Source organism: Caballeronia zhejiangensis (genome assembly GCF_022879815.1).
Lineage (GTDB): Bacteria > Pseudomonadota > Gammaproteobacteria > Burkholderiales > Burkholderiaceae > Caballeronia > Caballeronia zhejiangensis.
On record NZ_CP084283.1, the window covers coordinates 2,200,346 to 2,216,008 of the forward strand.

Annotated in this window: 13 protein-coding genes and 1 pseudogene; 11 read left to right on the plus strand and 3 right to left on the minus strand. The window is 59.8% G+C overall.

Annotation, left to right across the window (positions count from 1 at the left end; translation table 11 throughout):
• Positions 1 to 66 precede the first annotated feature (66 nt).
• Complete coding sequence (locus LDZ23_RS10565; RefSeq protein WP_008342550.1) at positions 67 to 465, minus strand: GtrA family protein; 399 nt, start codon at positions 463 to 465, stop codon at positions 67 to 69.
• A 193-nt stretch (positions 466 to 658) separates the two neighbouring features.
• Here LDZ23_RS10565 and LDZ23_RS10570 point away from each other — a divergent pair, with 193 nt between their 5' ends.
• The 11 genes and pseudogenes from LDZ23_RS10570 (at position 659) to LDZ23_RS10620 (ending at position 13,261) form a co-directional block, all read left to right on the plus strand.
• Positions 659 to 2,080: a UbiA family prenyltransferase gene (locus LDZ23_RS10570; RefSeq protein ID WP_244807504.1), complete on the plus strand. Its 1,422-nt coding sequence runs from the start codon at positions 659 to 661 to the stop codon at positions 2,078 to 2,080.
• 3 nt (positions 2,081 to 2,083) lie between these two features.
• On the plus strand, positions 2,084 to 3,400 hold the full coding sequence (locus LDZ23_RS10575) for an FAD-binding oxidoreductase (protein WP_008342554.1): 1,317 nt from the start codon (positions 2,084 to 2,086) through the stop codon (positions 3,398 to 3,400).
• Positions 3,397 to 4,137, plus strand: coding sequence for an SDR family oxidoreductase (locus tag LDZ23_RS10580; protein ID WP_244807505.1), 741 nt, complete (start codon positions 3,397 to 3,399; stop codon positions 4,135 to 4,137). Before LDZ23_RS10575 ends, LDZ23_RS10580 begins: the two co-directional genes overlap by 4 nt.
• 3,469 nt (positions 4,138 to 7,606) lie before the next feature.
• A complete protein-coding gene (locus LDZ23_RS10585; RefSeq protein ID WP_244808130.1) occupies positions 7,607 to 7,930 on the plus strand; it encodes an ArsR/SmtB family transcription factor in 324 nt (107 codons plus the stop codon).
• 12 nt (positions 7,931 to 7,942) lie between these two features.
• Positions 7,943 to 8,419 (plus strand): ArsI/CadI family heavy metal resistance metalloenzyme, encoded by a 477-nt coding sequence (locus tag LDZ23_RS10590; protein ID WP_244807506.1) that lies wholly within the window; start codon positions 7,943 to 7,945, stop codon positions 8,417 to 8,419.
• A gap of 23 nt (positions 8,420 to 8,442) precedes the next feature.
• Positions 8,443 to 8,935 (plus strand): annotated as a pseudogene (locus LDZ23_RS10595) (arsenate reductase ArsC).
• 21 nt (positions 8,936 to 8,956) lie between these two features.
• Entirely contained in the window at positions 8,957 to 10,027 is a 1,071-nt protein-coding gene (arsB, locus tag LDZ23_RS10600; protein WP_244807507.1) for an ACR3 family arsenite efflux transporter, read from the plus strand.
• Between the two features lie 30 nt (positions 10,028 to 10,057).
• The gene (gene arsH / locus LDZ23_RS10605) at positions 10,058 to 10,780 is read left to right on the plus strand and encodes an arsenical resistance protein ArsH (RefSeq protein WP_034474331.1); all 723 of its coding nucleotides are present in this window, start codon (positions 10,058 to 10,060) and stop codon (positions 10,778 to 10,780) included.
• Between the two features lie 298 nt (positions 10,781 to 11,078).
• Entirely contained in the window at positions 11,079 to 11,321 is a 243-nt protein-coding gene (locus tag LDZ23_RS10610; RefSeq protein WP_244808131.1) for a GNAT family N-acetyltransferase, read from the plus strand.
• A gap of 924 nt (positions 11,322 to 12,245) precedes the next feature.
• Positions 12,246 to 12,764, plus strand: a complete 519-nt coding sequence (parS, locus tag LDZ23_RS10615; protein WP_034474360.1) for an Xre family toxin-antitoxin system antitoxin — start codon at positions 12,246 to 12,248, stop codon at positions 12,762 to 12,764.
• A gap of 5 nt (positions 12,765 to 12,769) precedes the next feature.
• Positions 12,770 to 13,261: an RES family NAD+ phosphorylase gene (locus LDZ23_RS10620; protein WP_244808132.1), complete on the plus strand. Its 492-nt coding sequence runs from the start codon at positions 12,770 to 12,772 to the stop codon at positions 13,259 to 13,261.
• A 57-nt stretch (positions 13,262 to 13,318) separates the two neighbouring features.
• On the opposite strand, the gene LDZ23_RS10625 is transcribed toward LDZ23_RS10620, so the two are convergent.
• Together LDZ23_RS10625 and LDZ23_RS10630 are read right to left on the minus strand one after the other, a co-directional pair.
• A complete protein-coding gene (locus tag LDZ23_RS10625; RefSeq protein ID WP_244807508.1) occupies positions 13,319 to 14,017 on the minus strand; it encodes a hypothetical protein in 699 nt (232 codons plus the stop codon).
• A gap of 159 nt (positions 14,018 to 14,176) precedes the next feature.
• Positions 14,177 to 15,658, minus strand: a complete 1,482-nt coding sequence (locus LDZ23_RS10630; protein WP_244807509.1) for a hypothetical protein — start codon at positions 15,656 to 15,658, stop codon at positions 14,177 to 14,179.
• Positions 15,659 to 15,663 lie beyond the last annotated feature (5 nt).

The window sequence follows — 15,663 nt, forward strand, 5'->3', positions numbered from 1 at the left end:
GTGGAAGACGCCAAGATTGTCCTTAATGTCGGAGGTTTCGGCAACCGCGGGCGGCGGGGCGTCGCGTCAGGCGAACGTGCGAAACACGTAGCGCTTGTCGAGGCGGTACTTGATCACATAACCGATCGCGAGACCGATGCAGCCGCCGACGTAGCGCATTTCGGCCGTTCCAAAGACGTGATTGAAGCCAAATTCGACGCCCCAGAAAATCGCTGTGGTGACGAGGCCCATCGTGACGTAGAGCGTGAACATGGTCGCGTCGTGACGCGCATTCTCCGCCTTGAAGCGGAAGATCCATTTCTTGTCGAGCAGATATTTCACGACGAGACCGACGCCCGTGCCGACGAACACCGACAGCAAAACATGCCAGGGGCCGCTATAGACGCGCGTGGTCAGATCCTGCGCGCCGATGTTGGCAAGCGTCGCGATGGCGGCGAAAAAGGTGTAGAGCAGCGCGAGTTGCATGTGTTCAGAACATGGTTCGGTGGTTCGGCGTTTTTCCGGCGCTTTGTCACACGTTGCTTGGCGGAAAAATCGACACCATATACGATGTGCCTGGAAAACTCGACAAAGCCGGTGCCGAAGCCGTCGCGGAGAAGACGGCCAGGCCCGGTTCCGCCCGGTCGTGGGCTTAAGCAATCATCTCAACGTGAATTGAATGAGCAAGCCCATCGTCGTCGATCTCGATGGCACGTTGATTCACTCCGACATTCTCGTCGAGAGCGGATTCGCCTTCCTGAGATCCTCACCGCAGAAATTCTTCAAGCCGCTGCTGTGGCTTTCCAGCGGCGGCAAGTCCGTGCTCAAGTCGCGGCTCGCCGAGCACGTGAGCATCGATGTCGCGACGCTGCCCTACAACACGCAGGTCGTGAACTGGCTGAAGGACATGCGAGCCGGGGGCCGCACGATCGCGCTCGCCACCGCGAGCCACGAATCGTTCGCGCATCGCATCGCGGAGCATCTCGGCATCTTCGATCGCGTGTTCGCCACCGACGAGCGCGTCAACCTTTCCGCGCACCGCAAGCGCGACCGGCTCGTCGCCGAGTACGGCGAGAAGGGCTTCGATTACGTAGGCAATTCGCACGATGACATGTCCGTCTGGGCCGCCGCCGATCGCGCGTACGTGGTCAATCCGCACGCGGGCGTCGTGCGCGCCGCCTCGAAGCACGACAACGTCGAACAGGTCTTCGAGAATCGCCCGCCGACGCTCAAGGTCTGGGCCAAGTCACTGCGGCTGCATCAGTGGCTGAAAAACGTGCTGATCTTCGTGCCGCTGCTCGCAGGGCATCAACTGAAGTCGCCGGCGGCCATCGAGTCCGCCGTGATTGCGTTCTTCGCGTTCGGGCTGTGTGCATCGAGCGTGTATCTGCTAAACGATCTGCTCGACTTGCAGGACGACCGGCAGCATCCGGTGAAGCGCCGGCGCCCGCTCGCCGCCGGCACGATGCCGCTCGCATGGGGCATGGCGCTCTGCCCTGTCCTGCTCGCCGCCGCGTTCTCGATCTCGCTCACGTTCTTGTCGTGGGAATTCAACGCGGTCCTGCTCGGCTACTACGTGCTGACGCTCGCCTATTCGCTCGCGCTCAAGCGTCAGGTGATGATCGACGTCGTCGTGCTTGCCGCGCTGTACACGACGCGCATCGTCGCGGGCGCCGCGGCGATCCATGTCCCGCTCACTTTCTGGCTGCTAGCTTTCTCGATGTTCGCGTTCCTGAGCCTCGCGCTCGTCAAGCGCTACACCGAGCTTCACGCGATGATGAAGTCCGGGCGCGAAGGCGCGCGCGGGCGAGGTTATCTGGCGAGCGATCTGGCCATCGTGTCGTCGCTGGGCACGTCGTCGGGTTACATCTCAGTGCTCGTGCTCGCGCTCTATATCCAGGACGAACGCACCACCGTGCTTTACCGGCATCCGCAATACATCTGGATGGTATGTCCGCTGATGCTCTACTGGTTCAGCCGGACATGGGTCATCACGCATCGCGGACGCATGAACGACGATCCCATCGTGTTCGCGGCGCGCGATCGCATGAGCCTCGTCGTCGTCGCGCTGTGCGGCTTCACGTTCTGGCTCGCGATCTGACCGATGAGCGAACTGCTTTCCTGGGGCCGCTACCCGCGCCTGCCGCAGACCGCGCACGCCGCGCACTGGCGCGACGAAGCGCAGGCGCGATGGCGCGACGTGCAGCGCGAACACGGCACGACGCTCGCGTTCGGCAATGGCCGAAGCTACGGCGACGTCTGCCTCGCGAGTTCGAATCACGTCTTTCAGACGCTCGCGCTCGACCGGATCATCGCCGCCGACTGGACGCGCGGCATCGTGCGCGCCGAGCCCGGCATCACGTTCGAGCAGATTCTCGCGCTCGCGGTGCCGCGCGGCTGGATGCTGCCGGTCACGCCGGGCACGAAGTACCTGACGCTGGGCGGCGCGATCGCCAACGACGTGCACGGCAAGAATCATCACGTGCGCGGCACGTTCGGGCGGCATGTGCGCGCGTTCGGCCTCGCGCGCAGCGACGGCACGTTCATCGAATGCTCGCCGGAATCGAACACGGAGATGTTCAATGCGACGATCGGCGGGCTCGGGCTGACGGGACTCATCCTGTGGGCCGAGTTCTCGCTGATGCAGATCCGCACGAGTCTCATCGACGTGACGAGCATCCGCTTCGGCAAGCTCGACGAGTTCTTCGATCTCTCGGAAGAGTACGACGCGAAGCACGAGTATTGCGTCGCGTGGGTCGATTGCGCGAGCCGCGGACCGGCGCTCGGGCGCGGCATCTTCATGGCGGGCGATCACGCAATCCACGGCTCGCTCGATGTCGAACAGCGCAACACGCGCCGCGTGCCGTTCACGCCGCCCGTTTCGCTCATCAACGGCCTCACGCTGCGCGCGTTCAACGAGCTGTACTACCGGAAGCAGCGACGCGCGATCGAGCTTTCGCGCGTCGGTTACGACGGCTATTTCTATCCGCTCGACAGTCTGCTCGAATGGAACCGCATCTACGGGCCGCAGGGGTTTCAGCAGTATCAGTGCGTCGTGCCGGCAGCGAGCGCGCGCGATGCGGTGCGCGCGATGCTCAATCGCATTTCATCGAGCGGCACGGGTTCGTTTCTCGCGGTGCTCAAGCGCTGCGGGAACATTCCGTCGCCGGGGCTGCTGTCGTTTCCGATGGAAGGCACCTCGCTCGCGCTCGACTTTCCGCAGCATGAATTGCGTAATTCGCAGCTCTTCGACGCGCTCGACGCGATCGTGCGCGATGCTGGCGGACGCATCTACCCGGCCAAGGACGCGCACATGTCGGGCGCCGATTTCCGCGCCGCTTATCCTCGATGGCAGGAGCTCGAATCGCTTCGCGATCCGGCCATGCTGTCGCATTTCTGGAAACGAATGACTGGCCTATGAAGAACATCGTCATCGTGGGCGCCACGTCCGCTATCGCCATCGCCTGCGCGCGAGAATGGGCCGCGAAAGGCGCGCGCTTCTTTCTCGTCGCGCGCAATCAGGAACGCATGGAGCAGGTCGCCGCCGATTTGACGGCGCGGGGCGCGGCTTTGGTCGCCGCGTATTGGCTCGATATCGACAAGCTCGACGATCACGCCGCGATGCTCGCTGACTGCGCCGCGCACATGGATTCGATCGATATCGTGCTGATTGCGTCGGGCACGCTGCCGGACCAGGCGGCCTGCCAGAGCGACCCCGCCGTCGCGGTGCGCGAGTTTCATACCAACGCGCTTTCGCTGATCGCGCTCATCACGCCGATCGCCAATCGGCTTGAGGCGCAGCGGCACGGGGCGCTCGCGGTGATCTCGTCAGTGGCGGGCGATCGCGGGCGTCCGTCGAATTATCTTTATGGCAGCGCGAAGGCCGCGTTGCAGGCGTTTCTCGAAGGCTTGCGCGCGCGGTTGTTCAAGGTCGGCGTGCATGTCGTCGATATCAAGCCGGGCTTCGTCGCCACGCCAATGACTGCGGGGCTGCCGTTGCCCGGGCCGCTCGTCGCGACACCGGAGAAGGTCGCGAAGGACATCGTGCGCGGAATCGACAGGAAGAAGGACGTGCTTTATACGCCGTGGTTCTGGTGGGGGATTATGCTGATCATCCGGAACGTGCCGCGGTTCGTGTTTAAGCGCGCGTCGCTTTAAGTAGGCGCAGTTTCAGCGCGATAGTTGACACTCCGCAGACCCCCAAGCCACCAAGAGCGCCGATATATGTTGCCGAAGATGTGGTTGGAGTCAAACCCCACTTGCGGAGTCACGGCACTGCCGACTCCCATCATCAGATACGCCGTGACAGAGTGGCGCCGTAATGTGTACTTTGTGACTTACAGTCGACGATCTATTTTGTTGTCTCGTATGAATTTCAGGCCGCCATGGCCGTTGTTGAACAGCACTGGGGAAGAGAATCGCTAGGGAGCGTCGACGCGTGTCTCGAGGCCCCGCGCTGGGACGTTCGCGACGGTGGGGAGCGCGAGAACAGGTGCAAAGGCAACTCGCATGTATTTTAAGTGCGAAGTTCAGCAACCATTTTCAAGAACTCTCGGCGCCTTAAACTCGAACGCTCCAGTTTTAAACGCTCGAACGCGAATCAGTGATCCGAATAAAATATGGGCCCGCACACAAGAAGGTAAAAACTTGCAAGGTCTTTTCGTCGTGGCGTTCTTGATTTTGATTATATTCGAGAAGCCATGGCACACCACTTTTCCCATGTGCGCCTCTACCTAATCTTCGTCGCTCGCGTTCAATCTATGCGATTTTTTTGAGCCACGAATCGCATTGTATTGATGCGGGCTTTGTCTAAAGTTGCTCACCCCAACCCCAACCCCAACCCCAACCCCAACCCCAACCCCAACCCCAACCCCAACCCCAACCCCAACCCCAACTCCGACCCCAACTCTAGGGATTAGCCGCACATCGACTCTCCCTAACTTCATAGGTATCCGAGTTCGAAGTAAACTCGTAGCGCCGCGACCAAAAAAGCCAGAAATAAAGGTGCAAGCCCTACACAAAGCTAAAGTGGTTGCACGAGCATGCAACAAAATACATTTAACGCTAGTGCATAAGTAGCAATCGGATTGAAACACTATTTAAGGACTGAGTCGTCGGAAGATACGATGTTTTTTCGCAAACCGAGGAAAATTGAGTGACGCTAGACAGTCGGCTCATTTGCGTTGCAAAGATTGTTCGATACAACGGAAGATTGAGGACGTCTACGAGCGGTCATCCTAACCGACGTTGTTGACAAGTCTGCTGATCGTTCCGTTACCGTTCATCGAATTAGCTTAGCTTCAATCGATGCGCCCTTGCAGTCCTATCGGGACTGCCGTTCATTTCTGCGCATGCGTTCAACAGCAAACCAACTTCCTTTCAGAGCCACGGGCATATATGAATCCGCGCTCCGCCAGGTTTATTCGTATCCGAGTTTTACGAGCGTGGAGTGATTGCGCACGGTCGGGAGACAGACGCCAGTGAGACTTCACTCACGATTGCAGTCTCCAAGAATATTGGGATTCGCTTGCTATTTGTCCCGTCTAAGCAAAGCGCGGCCTTAATCGTCCCATATTCGGCAGAACGTATTTTGAGCACGCGCCGCGATACCAATATTTCAACAGCGAATTGACCGCACGCCCAGGCATCACTCAGTCGATCGGCCCGGCCAAAAAGAGCCGCTTCTTATGCAAGATTCTCCTTCGGACGGCTGCGGAACCACGACCCCGTGCGGTCAGAAGCGTCTCTGGCCGAACGTGCAGAAGTTTCTTCACGACCCCGCTCGACTACGCCTGCGGCCCAACTACCGGAGCTCACTCGTTGCCGCCGTTCGCCAATCGGACGCCTTGTCGGCCGGCATTGTCAGCGGAGCGGACGTTCGAAGATCCGATGCATCGATGCTTCAGTGAAAATCCGCCCACGTCAAACCTTCTTAGCCGGCAACGCATCCTGAGCGATCACGAAGTTGGGGGCGGCCCGACGAGGTCCGCGTTCGTATGTGAGCGCTTTGCGGGCGAAAGTTCGGCACTTTTCTCGAGCTGACATAGCAACCCGCATTTGCCCCCGAACTCCGATCGACGATTTCGTGAACCTCGCTACCGCTGAATTTTTTCGTGGTGCACGTGTCGTCGTCCGCGAAACGCTGCATTTCAAACTTGAACGTAGATGAATTTTGCAGGATGCCCTAACCTTTCTGCTAGCGGTGAAGCCAGCCGCCGTCTGATTGCTGGCGCGCCGTACTCAATGTCAGTTCCTGTGCGATGCTCTATGCGCGAATTCAACGTTCAATTTGACACCGACGGCACCCGGGTCCATTGCGTCTGCTACCTAGTTTGTGCGACGCTAGTGTCGTACGGACTGACGCGAACATGGTCACTTCCTCACTTAGTCGAATCTACGCGCCTGTGGCAGGCACGATCGACAACATCCTTTGACTGGATGACGCGCGTTCAGCTTGGCCAACTCGCGTTGAAACTTTGCAGAGAACACGTCAAACAAAAGCGTCGCTGCCCCCAAGTCGAAAGTACTTTCACCGAGTCACTTGCGCTGGATCTGACGAGTGCGGAGGTGGTCGAATTGTGGGCACGCTGTCGTGACGCGCTGAAACCGCAAAAATCTTGAATTCCGTCTGGCGCGAGATCTTTTCCGCGTGCAGTTACCCCGAGATCTGCGGCATGCTGAACACAAGATGATCTCATCTTCCTACCACTTCGCTTTTGGCGACCGTGGAAGATTGTGCCGCTGTGGTCGCTCCGACGGCGCTAACGTCCGCTACGGAAAGAATTTCATCCCGATGGACGTCCGCTTGCCAGTATTCTTCTAGGACCGTATATGAACGCGTCCCGCTTGCGCCAGTTTTTATGTGAATCGACCTGGACAAGATGGGTTGCAGTCGTATATCCGGGCTTGTTGCAGCCTTAGACGCTGCGGCCCCCGATGAAATCCGCTGACTAGTTTCATGACGTCAGCCGTGTGGGCGCGTCGTGCGAGTCACGTGCACGCGACGCCATCATGTCATGGCCTTCATTGCGAATTAGGCCAGCCTGCGATTTATGCGACGTTTTCTCCCAACTTGCTGGTTCCGTCTAAAAAAACGCAGGCGTTGCCAACATGGTCTTCCATAGCTCCTTGGCCGGTCCTATCAAAGCGCCATTCAGATTCATACGAGCGATCCGACAATTGGCCCACCGGCCACTACTTTCGTCCAGCGTTTGGACGTTAGCCATAGCCCGTTCCTCTTATGTTGACCGATGCTGCGGCCGTTGTGAAGGGTCCGCCGCGAGTACGTGCGAGCAGCGCTAAGGCGCCATAAATTGGCTCACCTCGCGATTCAGTAGGAGACGGAGCAACAGAGTTGTGCCCATCGCGCGTCTAATTGCGGGCAGATCCGGCCATCTGAATGCCGTGGCGATGGTTGCGAACGTCAGCTCGTGGCCGATGAGTGTCTGATGCGATTTGCATACGGAGTCAGCTACTGCCGGCGCTCGCGTTTCGGGCGGAGGCGATCCTGAACTGCCCGTCGACCCACTGTACCGGCCAGACCCGCTCGCAAAACGATAGTCGTCATTGCCCCGGTAAACTGCCGAAGCGACTTGCTTCCTTGCAATATTTCGAATATATTGGAAATATGGAAGAAAAAGACGTTATTCGCGCCCTTGCGGCGCTCGCCCACGAACTACGCCTGCGTGTGTTCCGCATGCTGGTCGTCGCGGGTCCAACCGGCTTGACCCCGGGCGCCATGGCGGACCAGCTCGACGTTCCGAACGCGACGCTCTCCTTTCACCTGAAGGAACTGATGCACGCTGGCCTCGTCACGCAGGAGCGCGACGGGCGCAGCCTGATCTATCGGGCCGGTTATGACCAGATGAGCGCGGTGCTTGGCTTTCTGACCGAAAACTGCTGTCAGGGGCAGCCTTGCCTTGAACCTGGCGCGGCCTCATGCAAATTCTGATGGAGAACCACCATGAAGCGGTTTCACATCCACGTCCACGTTGACGACATCGCAGCCAGTGTCGCGTTCTATTCGAAACTGCTCGCCGCCGAACCGGCACGCGTCGAGGCCGACTACGCGAAATGGATGCTGGACGATCCCCGCGTGAACTTTGCGATCTCGACGCGAGGCATGAAAGTCGGCGTGGATCACCTCGGCTTCCAGGTGGACGCCGCCGCCGAGCTTGCCGAACTCGCGAAGAGGGCCGAGGCCGCGGACCTGGCCCTGCTCGATCAGGGCGAAACCACCTGCTGTTATGCGCGCAGCGACAAGCACTGGGTTCTCGATCCGCAGGGTATTGCCTGGGAACACTTCCATACGCTGGACGGCGCGCCCGTATATGGCGAGAGCCGGAAGACATCGCCGTCGTCAGGGGCAACGTCCTGCCGGGCTCCGAGCGGCAAACCAATTCGCATTGCTGTGAAGCCTGCCGGCTCGGCCTGTTGCTGACTACGCTGTCCGCTGATAACCCCATGACCACGAACGTATTGATTCTCTGCACCCACAATTCTGCGCGCAGCGTGCTATCCGAAGGCATGCTGAACCATTGGGAAGAAGCTCGGCAAGGACGTCCGCGCGTACAGCGCGGGCAGCGCCCCGAGCGGCCGCATCAATCCGTTCGCGCGCGAAGCGCTGACGAACGCAGGTATCAACACGCAAGGCTATCGCAGCAAAAGCTGGGATGAATTCGCGCAGGACGGCGCGCCGCAGATGCGCATCGTCATCACGGTCTGCGACAGCGCTGCGGCCGAACCGTGTCCGTTCTGGCCGGGCAGCCCCGTCAAGGTTCACTGGGGCTACGCCGATCCGGCGAACGCGCCGGGCGGCGATGAAGGCAAGCGGCAGACGTTCGAACTCACGCGCGAAGCGATCGGCTACCGCACGCTGCAACTGCTCGCGCTCGCTCTGGAGCGGCTGGACAACGCCCAACTGCCGCAGGCGCTGAACGACATCCTTCAGAGCTGAACCCTTTCCATCGAGTCACCCATGAACACCCCCAATGTTGCCGCTTCGGGGAAGCCGCCCGCGAAACCGGCCATCAGCTTCTTCGAGCGATACCTGACCGTCTGGGTCGCGCTGTGCATCGTCGCGGGCATTCTGCTTGGACAGGTCCTGCCTGGTGTCTTCGAGGCAATCGGCCGGATGGGATATGCGCACGTCAATCTGCCGGTCGGCCTGCTGATCTGGGTGATGATCATCCCGATGCTCGTCAAGGTCGACTTCGGCTCGCTGCACGAGGTGCGCCAGCACGTTAAGGGCATCGGCGTCACGCTCGTCGTGAACTGGCTGATCAAACCGTTCTCGATGGCGCTGCTCGCGTGGCTCTTCATCAAGCACCTGTTCGCGCCAATGCTGCCTGCAGAGCAACTCGACAGTTATGTCGCGGGCCTGATCCTGCTTGCCGCCGCGCCCTGCACGGCGATGGTCTTTGTCTGGAGCCGGCTGACCGGCGGCGATCCTCTGTTCACGCTCTCACAGGTCGCGCTGAACGACAGCATCATGGTGGTCGCCTTTGCGCCGCTCGTCGGCATGCTGCTCGGCATTTCCGCGATCACGGTGCCGTGGGCGACGCTGCTCACGTGCGTCGTGCTCTACATCGTGATTCCGGTCGTCCTCGCGCAGATCCTGCGCAAGGTGCTACTCGTTAGGGCGCAGGCCGCGTTCGATGCCGCGTTGGCAAAGATCGGCCCGTGGTCCATCACAGCATTACTGGCGACGCTGGTGCTGCTCTTCGGGTTCCAGGGCGAAGCCATCCTGAAGCAGCCGCTCGTCATCGTGCTGCTCGCTGTGCCGATCCTGATCCAGGTGTTCTTCAACTCGGCCCTTGCATATGGGCTCAATCGCGCGGTCGGCGAAAAGCACAACATTGCCTGTCCGTCGGCGCTGATTGGCGCGTCGAACTTCTTCGAACTGGCCGTCGCCACGGCAATCGGTCTGTTCGGCTTCAATTCCGGGGCTACGCTCGCGACCGTCGTGGGCGTGCTGATCGAAGTACCCGTCATGCTGCTCGTGGTGCGCATTGTGAACCGCTCAAAGGACTGGTACGAGTGCGCCTGACGAATAACGAAACGATCACAGAGGGCAAACGTGTCCGATCTCGCTACTGATCTCCCACAGGTGAACCCCGCGCTGTTTCGCGTGCCCGATATCAATCGACTGCAGGCTGCGAAGGCGTCGCCCCATCAGCCGCGCATCCTGCTGCTCTATGGTTCGCTGCGCGAGCGCTCCTTCAGCCGCCTGCTGAGTGAAGAAGCCGCACGCCTGCTCACGGCGATGGGTGCCGAAGTACGCACATTCAATCCGAGCGGCCTGCCGCTGCCGGACGACGCGCCGGACAACCATCCCAAGGTGGCTGAACTGCGCGAGCTGGTGCTGTGGTCGGAAGGCATGGTCTGGTGCTCGCCGGAGCGGCACGGCGCGATGACTGGCATCATGAAGGCGCAGATCGACTGGATTCCGCTTTCGGTCGGGGCGGTGCGGCCCACCCAGGGCAAGACGCTCGCCGTGATGCAGGTTAGCGGCGGCTCTCAGTCGTTCAACGCCGTCAACCAGATGCGTGTGCTCGGACGGTGGATGCGCATGCTGACCATCCCCAACCAGTCGTCGGTGGCCAAGGCGTTCATGGAGTTCGACGAAGCCGGCCGCATGAAACCTTCAGCGTATTTCGATCGCGTCGTTGACGTGATGGAGGAACTGGTCAAATTCACGCTGCTGACGCGCGACATCGGTCCATACCTCGTAGACCGGTACAGCGAACGCAAGGAGAGCGCTGAGGAACTGATGAAGCGCGTGAATCAATCGGGTATCTGATGCGAGCGGTTCCAGTCGCCACTCGCGTTCAGCGTCGCGCCGCCCATTCGCATGCTGTCGAATGCTCCGCGTCTCTGTGAAATTCTTCCGGCTGTTGAGACTCACTGGCACACAGGACCTGCATCATGCATCTTCGATAGCAGTTGCAACCGACCTCGCCGCGATAGAGGCATTGCTCGAAGCCAACGAATTGCCTACGGTCGGCGTTGCGGAGCACCTGACCAATTTCCTCGTAGGAGTGGATCCATCTGCGACCATCGCGTGTGGCTGCGTCGAATATCACGGCGAGTTCGCTCTCATGCGCTCGATCGTTGTTGCACGGGACGCCCGTGGTTTCGGTCTCGGCGAAACCATCATCGCCCATTTGCTGGCAGCGTGCCGGACGCGGGCGGTTCGATCGGTAGTGTTGCTAACGACAACGGCTGAGCACTATTTTGCTGGTCAAGGCTTTGCACCCGTTGCGCGCACCGAAGTGCCTCGCCTCTGCTGGCATCCAGCCAGTTCCGAGGCGTGTGTCCGGTGTCTGCTACCACGATGTTGAAGGTGTTGAAGGTCGACGAGGGAATAAAGCAGTACCACCGAGGAGGAAAGATTACAACGGGCAACTTTCATTGCGTTCGCGGACGCAGCGTCCCTATGAAGAACTCGTCAGAGTCGTGTCGGAATTGCGTCCGGCTGCATATCTACAGAAAGTCCACATCAATAAATATCCGCGTTCCTGCGATAAACTGGCGCTCATCGACGAACACGTCATGCCTGATCTACCACGCGACGAACCGGTCACGCTGTATCGGGGGCCAGCCCGCCGTTCTTGGGCGAATTGGTTAGACGGTCTTTGCCGAACGAGCCGACAGATTCGAACCTGGCGGGATCCTCCGCCGCGAGTTGGTCAACTGGGCGGAGCAAGTAAAAGCGCGCCGATCTAGCGGACGGGGCTTTGTAACCCTACCTTACCTCCGCCGAACAATGACATAGCTGTTTCTATCAACTTTTCATAGGATAGCTTAATATCGACGTTCGTCATCGCGGAAAGCTGACCCTCCGACATCGGCAGGCCGATGGTTGCGTCTAACTACAACGGGATAGTTATATTTAGATATCTGTCACGTCGTCGCGCTCAGTCGCCGGCCGTCAGCACGGGATCGCACGCAATCGCACGCAATCGCACGCAATCGGCCCCGATCGCGGGGCTGCGGTCGCATGGCCACAGCATCCTACGGTCAACACGCACAAGCCGATGAAGCGCTCCGCAAGCGCCGCGACGACGTCGCCGTGAGACCTTTGTCATTGGATTCCCGCAGAAACGTAATCTGCACCTGACGGTCGCTCGGAGCATCGTCGCCCCCTACCCAGCCTATGGCAATTTTCTACGGAAGCGCCCACCCGTAATAGCGGCGATAGAGAAATGTGAAAATTCCGCCACGTGGCGTAAAATGTAGAGACACGTGGCAGAATGGAGATCGAGATGAAGCGGACAGTCCGCGACAGCGAAACGGGAAAGCCGTTTCGGAGCCTCGTCCTTGCGATCCAAACCCGCATTTCTTCGTTCGGACCATATGTAAGCAACGGGACGTCACAGTTCGGGGACATGGCAAGAGTTGCTGATATGACCCCGTTACAGGCTCACGACGTCGTAACAAGGGGTCTACCAGTGGCCCTCGCGCGCGAAATGATCGATGAGTATGGTGTCGTCTCGCGTGAAGCGTTACTGCTCGCAATCGGCGTGAGTGAGCGAACCCTGCAGCGCGGCAAAGACGAAAGCCGCCTGCTCGACAGCAATGCCACGGATCGGCTACTCAGGCTTGCTTGCATTACCGAACAGGCGATTGATGTCCTCGGATCGAAGGAAGCCGCAGAGCGATGGCTATCGCAGCCCGCGATCGGGCTCGATCAGCGTCGGCCGGTCGAACTGTTGCAAAGCTCCGGGGGTGCGGAATTGGTGAAGACACTGCTCACCCGTATGGACTACGGGGTGTACTCTTGACGCCTTTGCCGGCGGGGCTTGGGACGAGCGCACTAACCGTTTGGCGCCTCGAACGAGAGAAGCACTTCCCTACCTGGAACACGGCCGAAGGCGCTTTTCTCGTTGGAGGACGGTGGTCGTCGCCCGGACAACGAGTGATCTATGCCTCACTGGACCCTGCTACTACGATATTGGAAGTTGCTGTGCACAAGGGCTTCGACGTGTTGGATAGCGTGCCCCATCGACTACTAGAGATTGAACTCGGAACCACGCCGATCAAAGTCCTCCTTCCTTCCGAGGTTCCAAATCCGCACTGGTTGAGCCCGGGTGCCGTCAGCCCAAATCAACAGAAATTCGGCGACGCGCTGTTGGCTGCAAGCCCGCTCGCCTTAGTCCCGAGTACCGTCAGCAAACATTCTTGGAACTTGCTGATCAACGTTGCTTCAGCATCAGACCAACTCGCCTTGAAAAACCACGAACGTTTTGCGCTCGATCCTCGGCTAACGATGATCCGCTAGCCCGGGGATTGAGTTTCGGTGTTGCGCAATCGCCCAGGTAAGCGTCCTGTTGCCCGTTCAGTACGAAATCGGGCTGAGAAGAGCAGGAGCGCCGAACTCCTGCACCTTCGCATTGGATTGCTGAAAATACAGTGTCCAGAACTGCCTGAGCGCTGTCATCGTCTGCGGATCGCGGTATGCATTGCGCGCTTTCGCATCGCCGGAAAGCAGCCCGGCGCCGATCACATAGACACGCGCACCGCCGAAATCGGCGATCAGACCCGCCGCGTTCGCCTTCCTCAGCTCCACCGCAGGATCGACGCGCCGGACGGTGTTGTGGGCGTAGAAGCTCGCGACCGAGCTGTTTTCGAGCATGTCCGACGCTAGGAAAAGCACACGGTCGGCGGCCGGAGAGGCGCGCACTTTATCGCCGATGTCCTTTAGCGCGGCGAGGATGTCCGACTTCGCAAGATCATTGGTCGCCGTCGACTGGACCTGCACGACCGCCGCCAGCAATGACTTCCTGGCGAACGCAGACTGGCCTGTCATGCACGCGTCGAACGTGCGTAGCGCGCGTTCGCTCACGTCGTCGCGCAGCTTCGCCGATATTGGCGCTTCGATGATGCCGCGTGTCACCACTTCCGTATAGCGACCTTGCGAGAAGGCCGAAAAGTCGATCAGCGTGTAGGCGCTCCCCGGCTTGACAGCGGTAGCCGCGGTCGCGGCGATCTGCGCTTGCAGCTTCTCATCGAAGACGGTCGTCTGATCGATCGCCATGAACAGTTCACGGTCGATTCCACTCGCAGGCGGATTAATGTGATTGGCCGCGTAACAGCTTGGAATGTCGTTACTAATGCCCGCCATCGCGGTACTTGCGGACAGGGTCATTGCGACCGCGGCAAATGCGATTTTGACAATTCGTTTCATGGTCGACAGTCAAACCTTGAACAGATCGTCGAGTTGCGATTCAAGCGCAGTTTTGGCCTGCTCCGCGCGCTCCTTTCGCAACTTGATCTCGGCGATGACTGCCGTCCGCACCGGTTCGTTGAGACGATAGATCAGCTCCTTCTTGCGCGCGAGATCTGCTGTTCCCTCGATTTCCGACACGAGTTCGTCGATGGTGACGCTCGCAGCGACATCGGCGACGGGCGGCGGTGTCACGGGCTGAGCGGCTGCTCGTTCATCGGTCCGCGTGTCGGCAGGCGCGCGAACGGGAGCGGCATCGAGATCGGACTGTGCGCGCAACTCCATCGCGTAGTCGCGGAATGTCTTCGTGAACGTCTTGCCCGAAATGTCGGCGTTCTCGGCCATCCGCTTTTGAAGATTCTCCAATTGCGACTGCGTGATCGCGCGCAGCGGTGCGAAGTAGTTGTTGTAGTCCTCAAACGTGGTGAAGCCCTTCGTCGTCTTCCACGCGGCGCGGCTCTCGCGACCGCCGAACCCCCAAGCGAAGCCGCCGAAGATTCCGACGATCTGCGTCACCACAAAAATCACTGCGAGTGTGATGAACGCGGCGGCGCCTTCGCTGCGCGTCGACGACGACTCTTCCGCGCGCGCCCGGTCATCGGCAGCCTTCTGGCTAGACATGAGTTCCGCAGGGACTGCATTGGCCGTGGCGAACGGATTGCCGGCATCGGCGCTTTGGCTCATGCCCATTGCTTCACGCGTCTGCTCGGCGTTGAGATTGCTCCAGCGCATCCAAGTCGACGTCACAGCGATGATCACAATCACCGCAATCGTCACGCCCACCATGAAGTAGCTGTGGTTGGTGCCGATGCGATTCACGACCTGTGTATAGTCCGGTTCGCCGTCGTCGAGCGACTGGTCATCGTCGAGCTTGACCTTGCGGCTTGAGAAGCGCTCCTGGGTCTTGTCTTGCTTCCACTGCTTGCGGCTACGGACGACAAGATTCGAGCGGTATAACTGATGCCCGGCCACGTGCGTCAGGAACACCATGATCACGCAGAGCACGAGTACGATCGCCACCATCAGCAGCGTGTGCGTATTTGCACTGCCGTCGCGAGCCATCCAGCTTCCGAGCAGATATGAAAACCCAAGGCCTTCGGCGATGACCAGCACGGTCAGGAGCGCGAGAAGCCACACGGGCGTCGGGGAGCGACCACTGTCATCGGCCTTGGAGAGATACGCGTTGCGCTTGTTGAATTCTTCCTTTGACAGATACGAGATGAACTTGTTGTAGTCGCCACAGAGCGTGCGTTCCGAGTCGGTCCACCCGCCCTGTGCGTGAATCCCGTGGCGCGCGAGGCGTGCAGTCTTGCCTAGCACGGGAAACGTGTATTTCCAGTGGTTCAGCCAGAACTCAAGCGTCGAACGGTATGCGAACGCGCCGAGCGCAACGACGGCGGCCACGACGCACCAAATAACGGTGCTGAGATTGGCCTGTATGAGGTCCATCATGATCG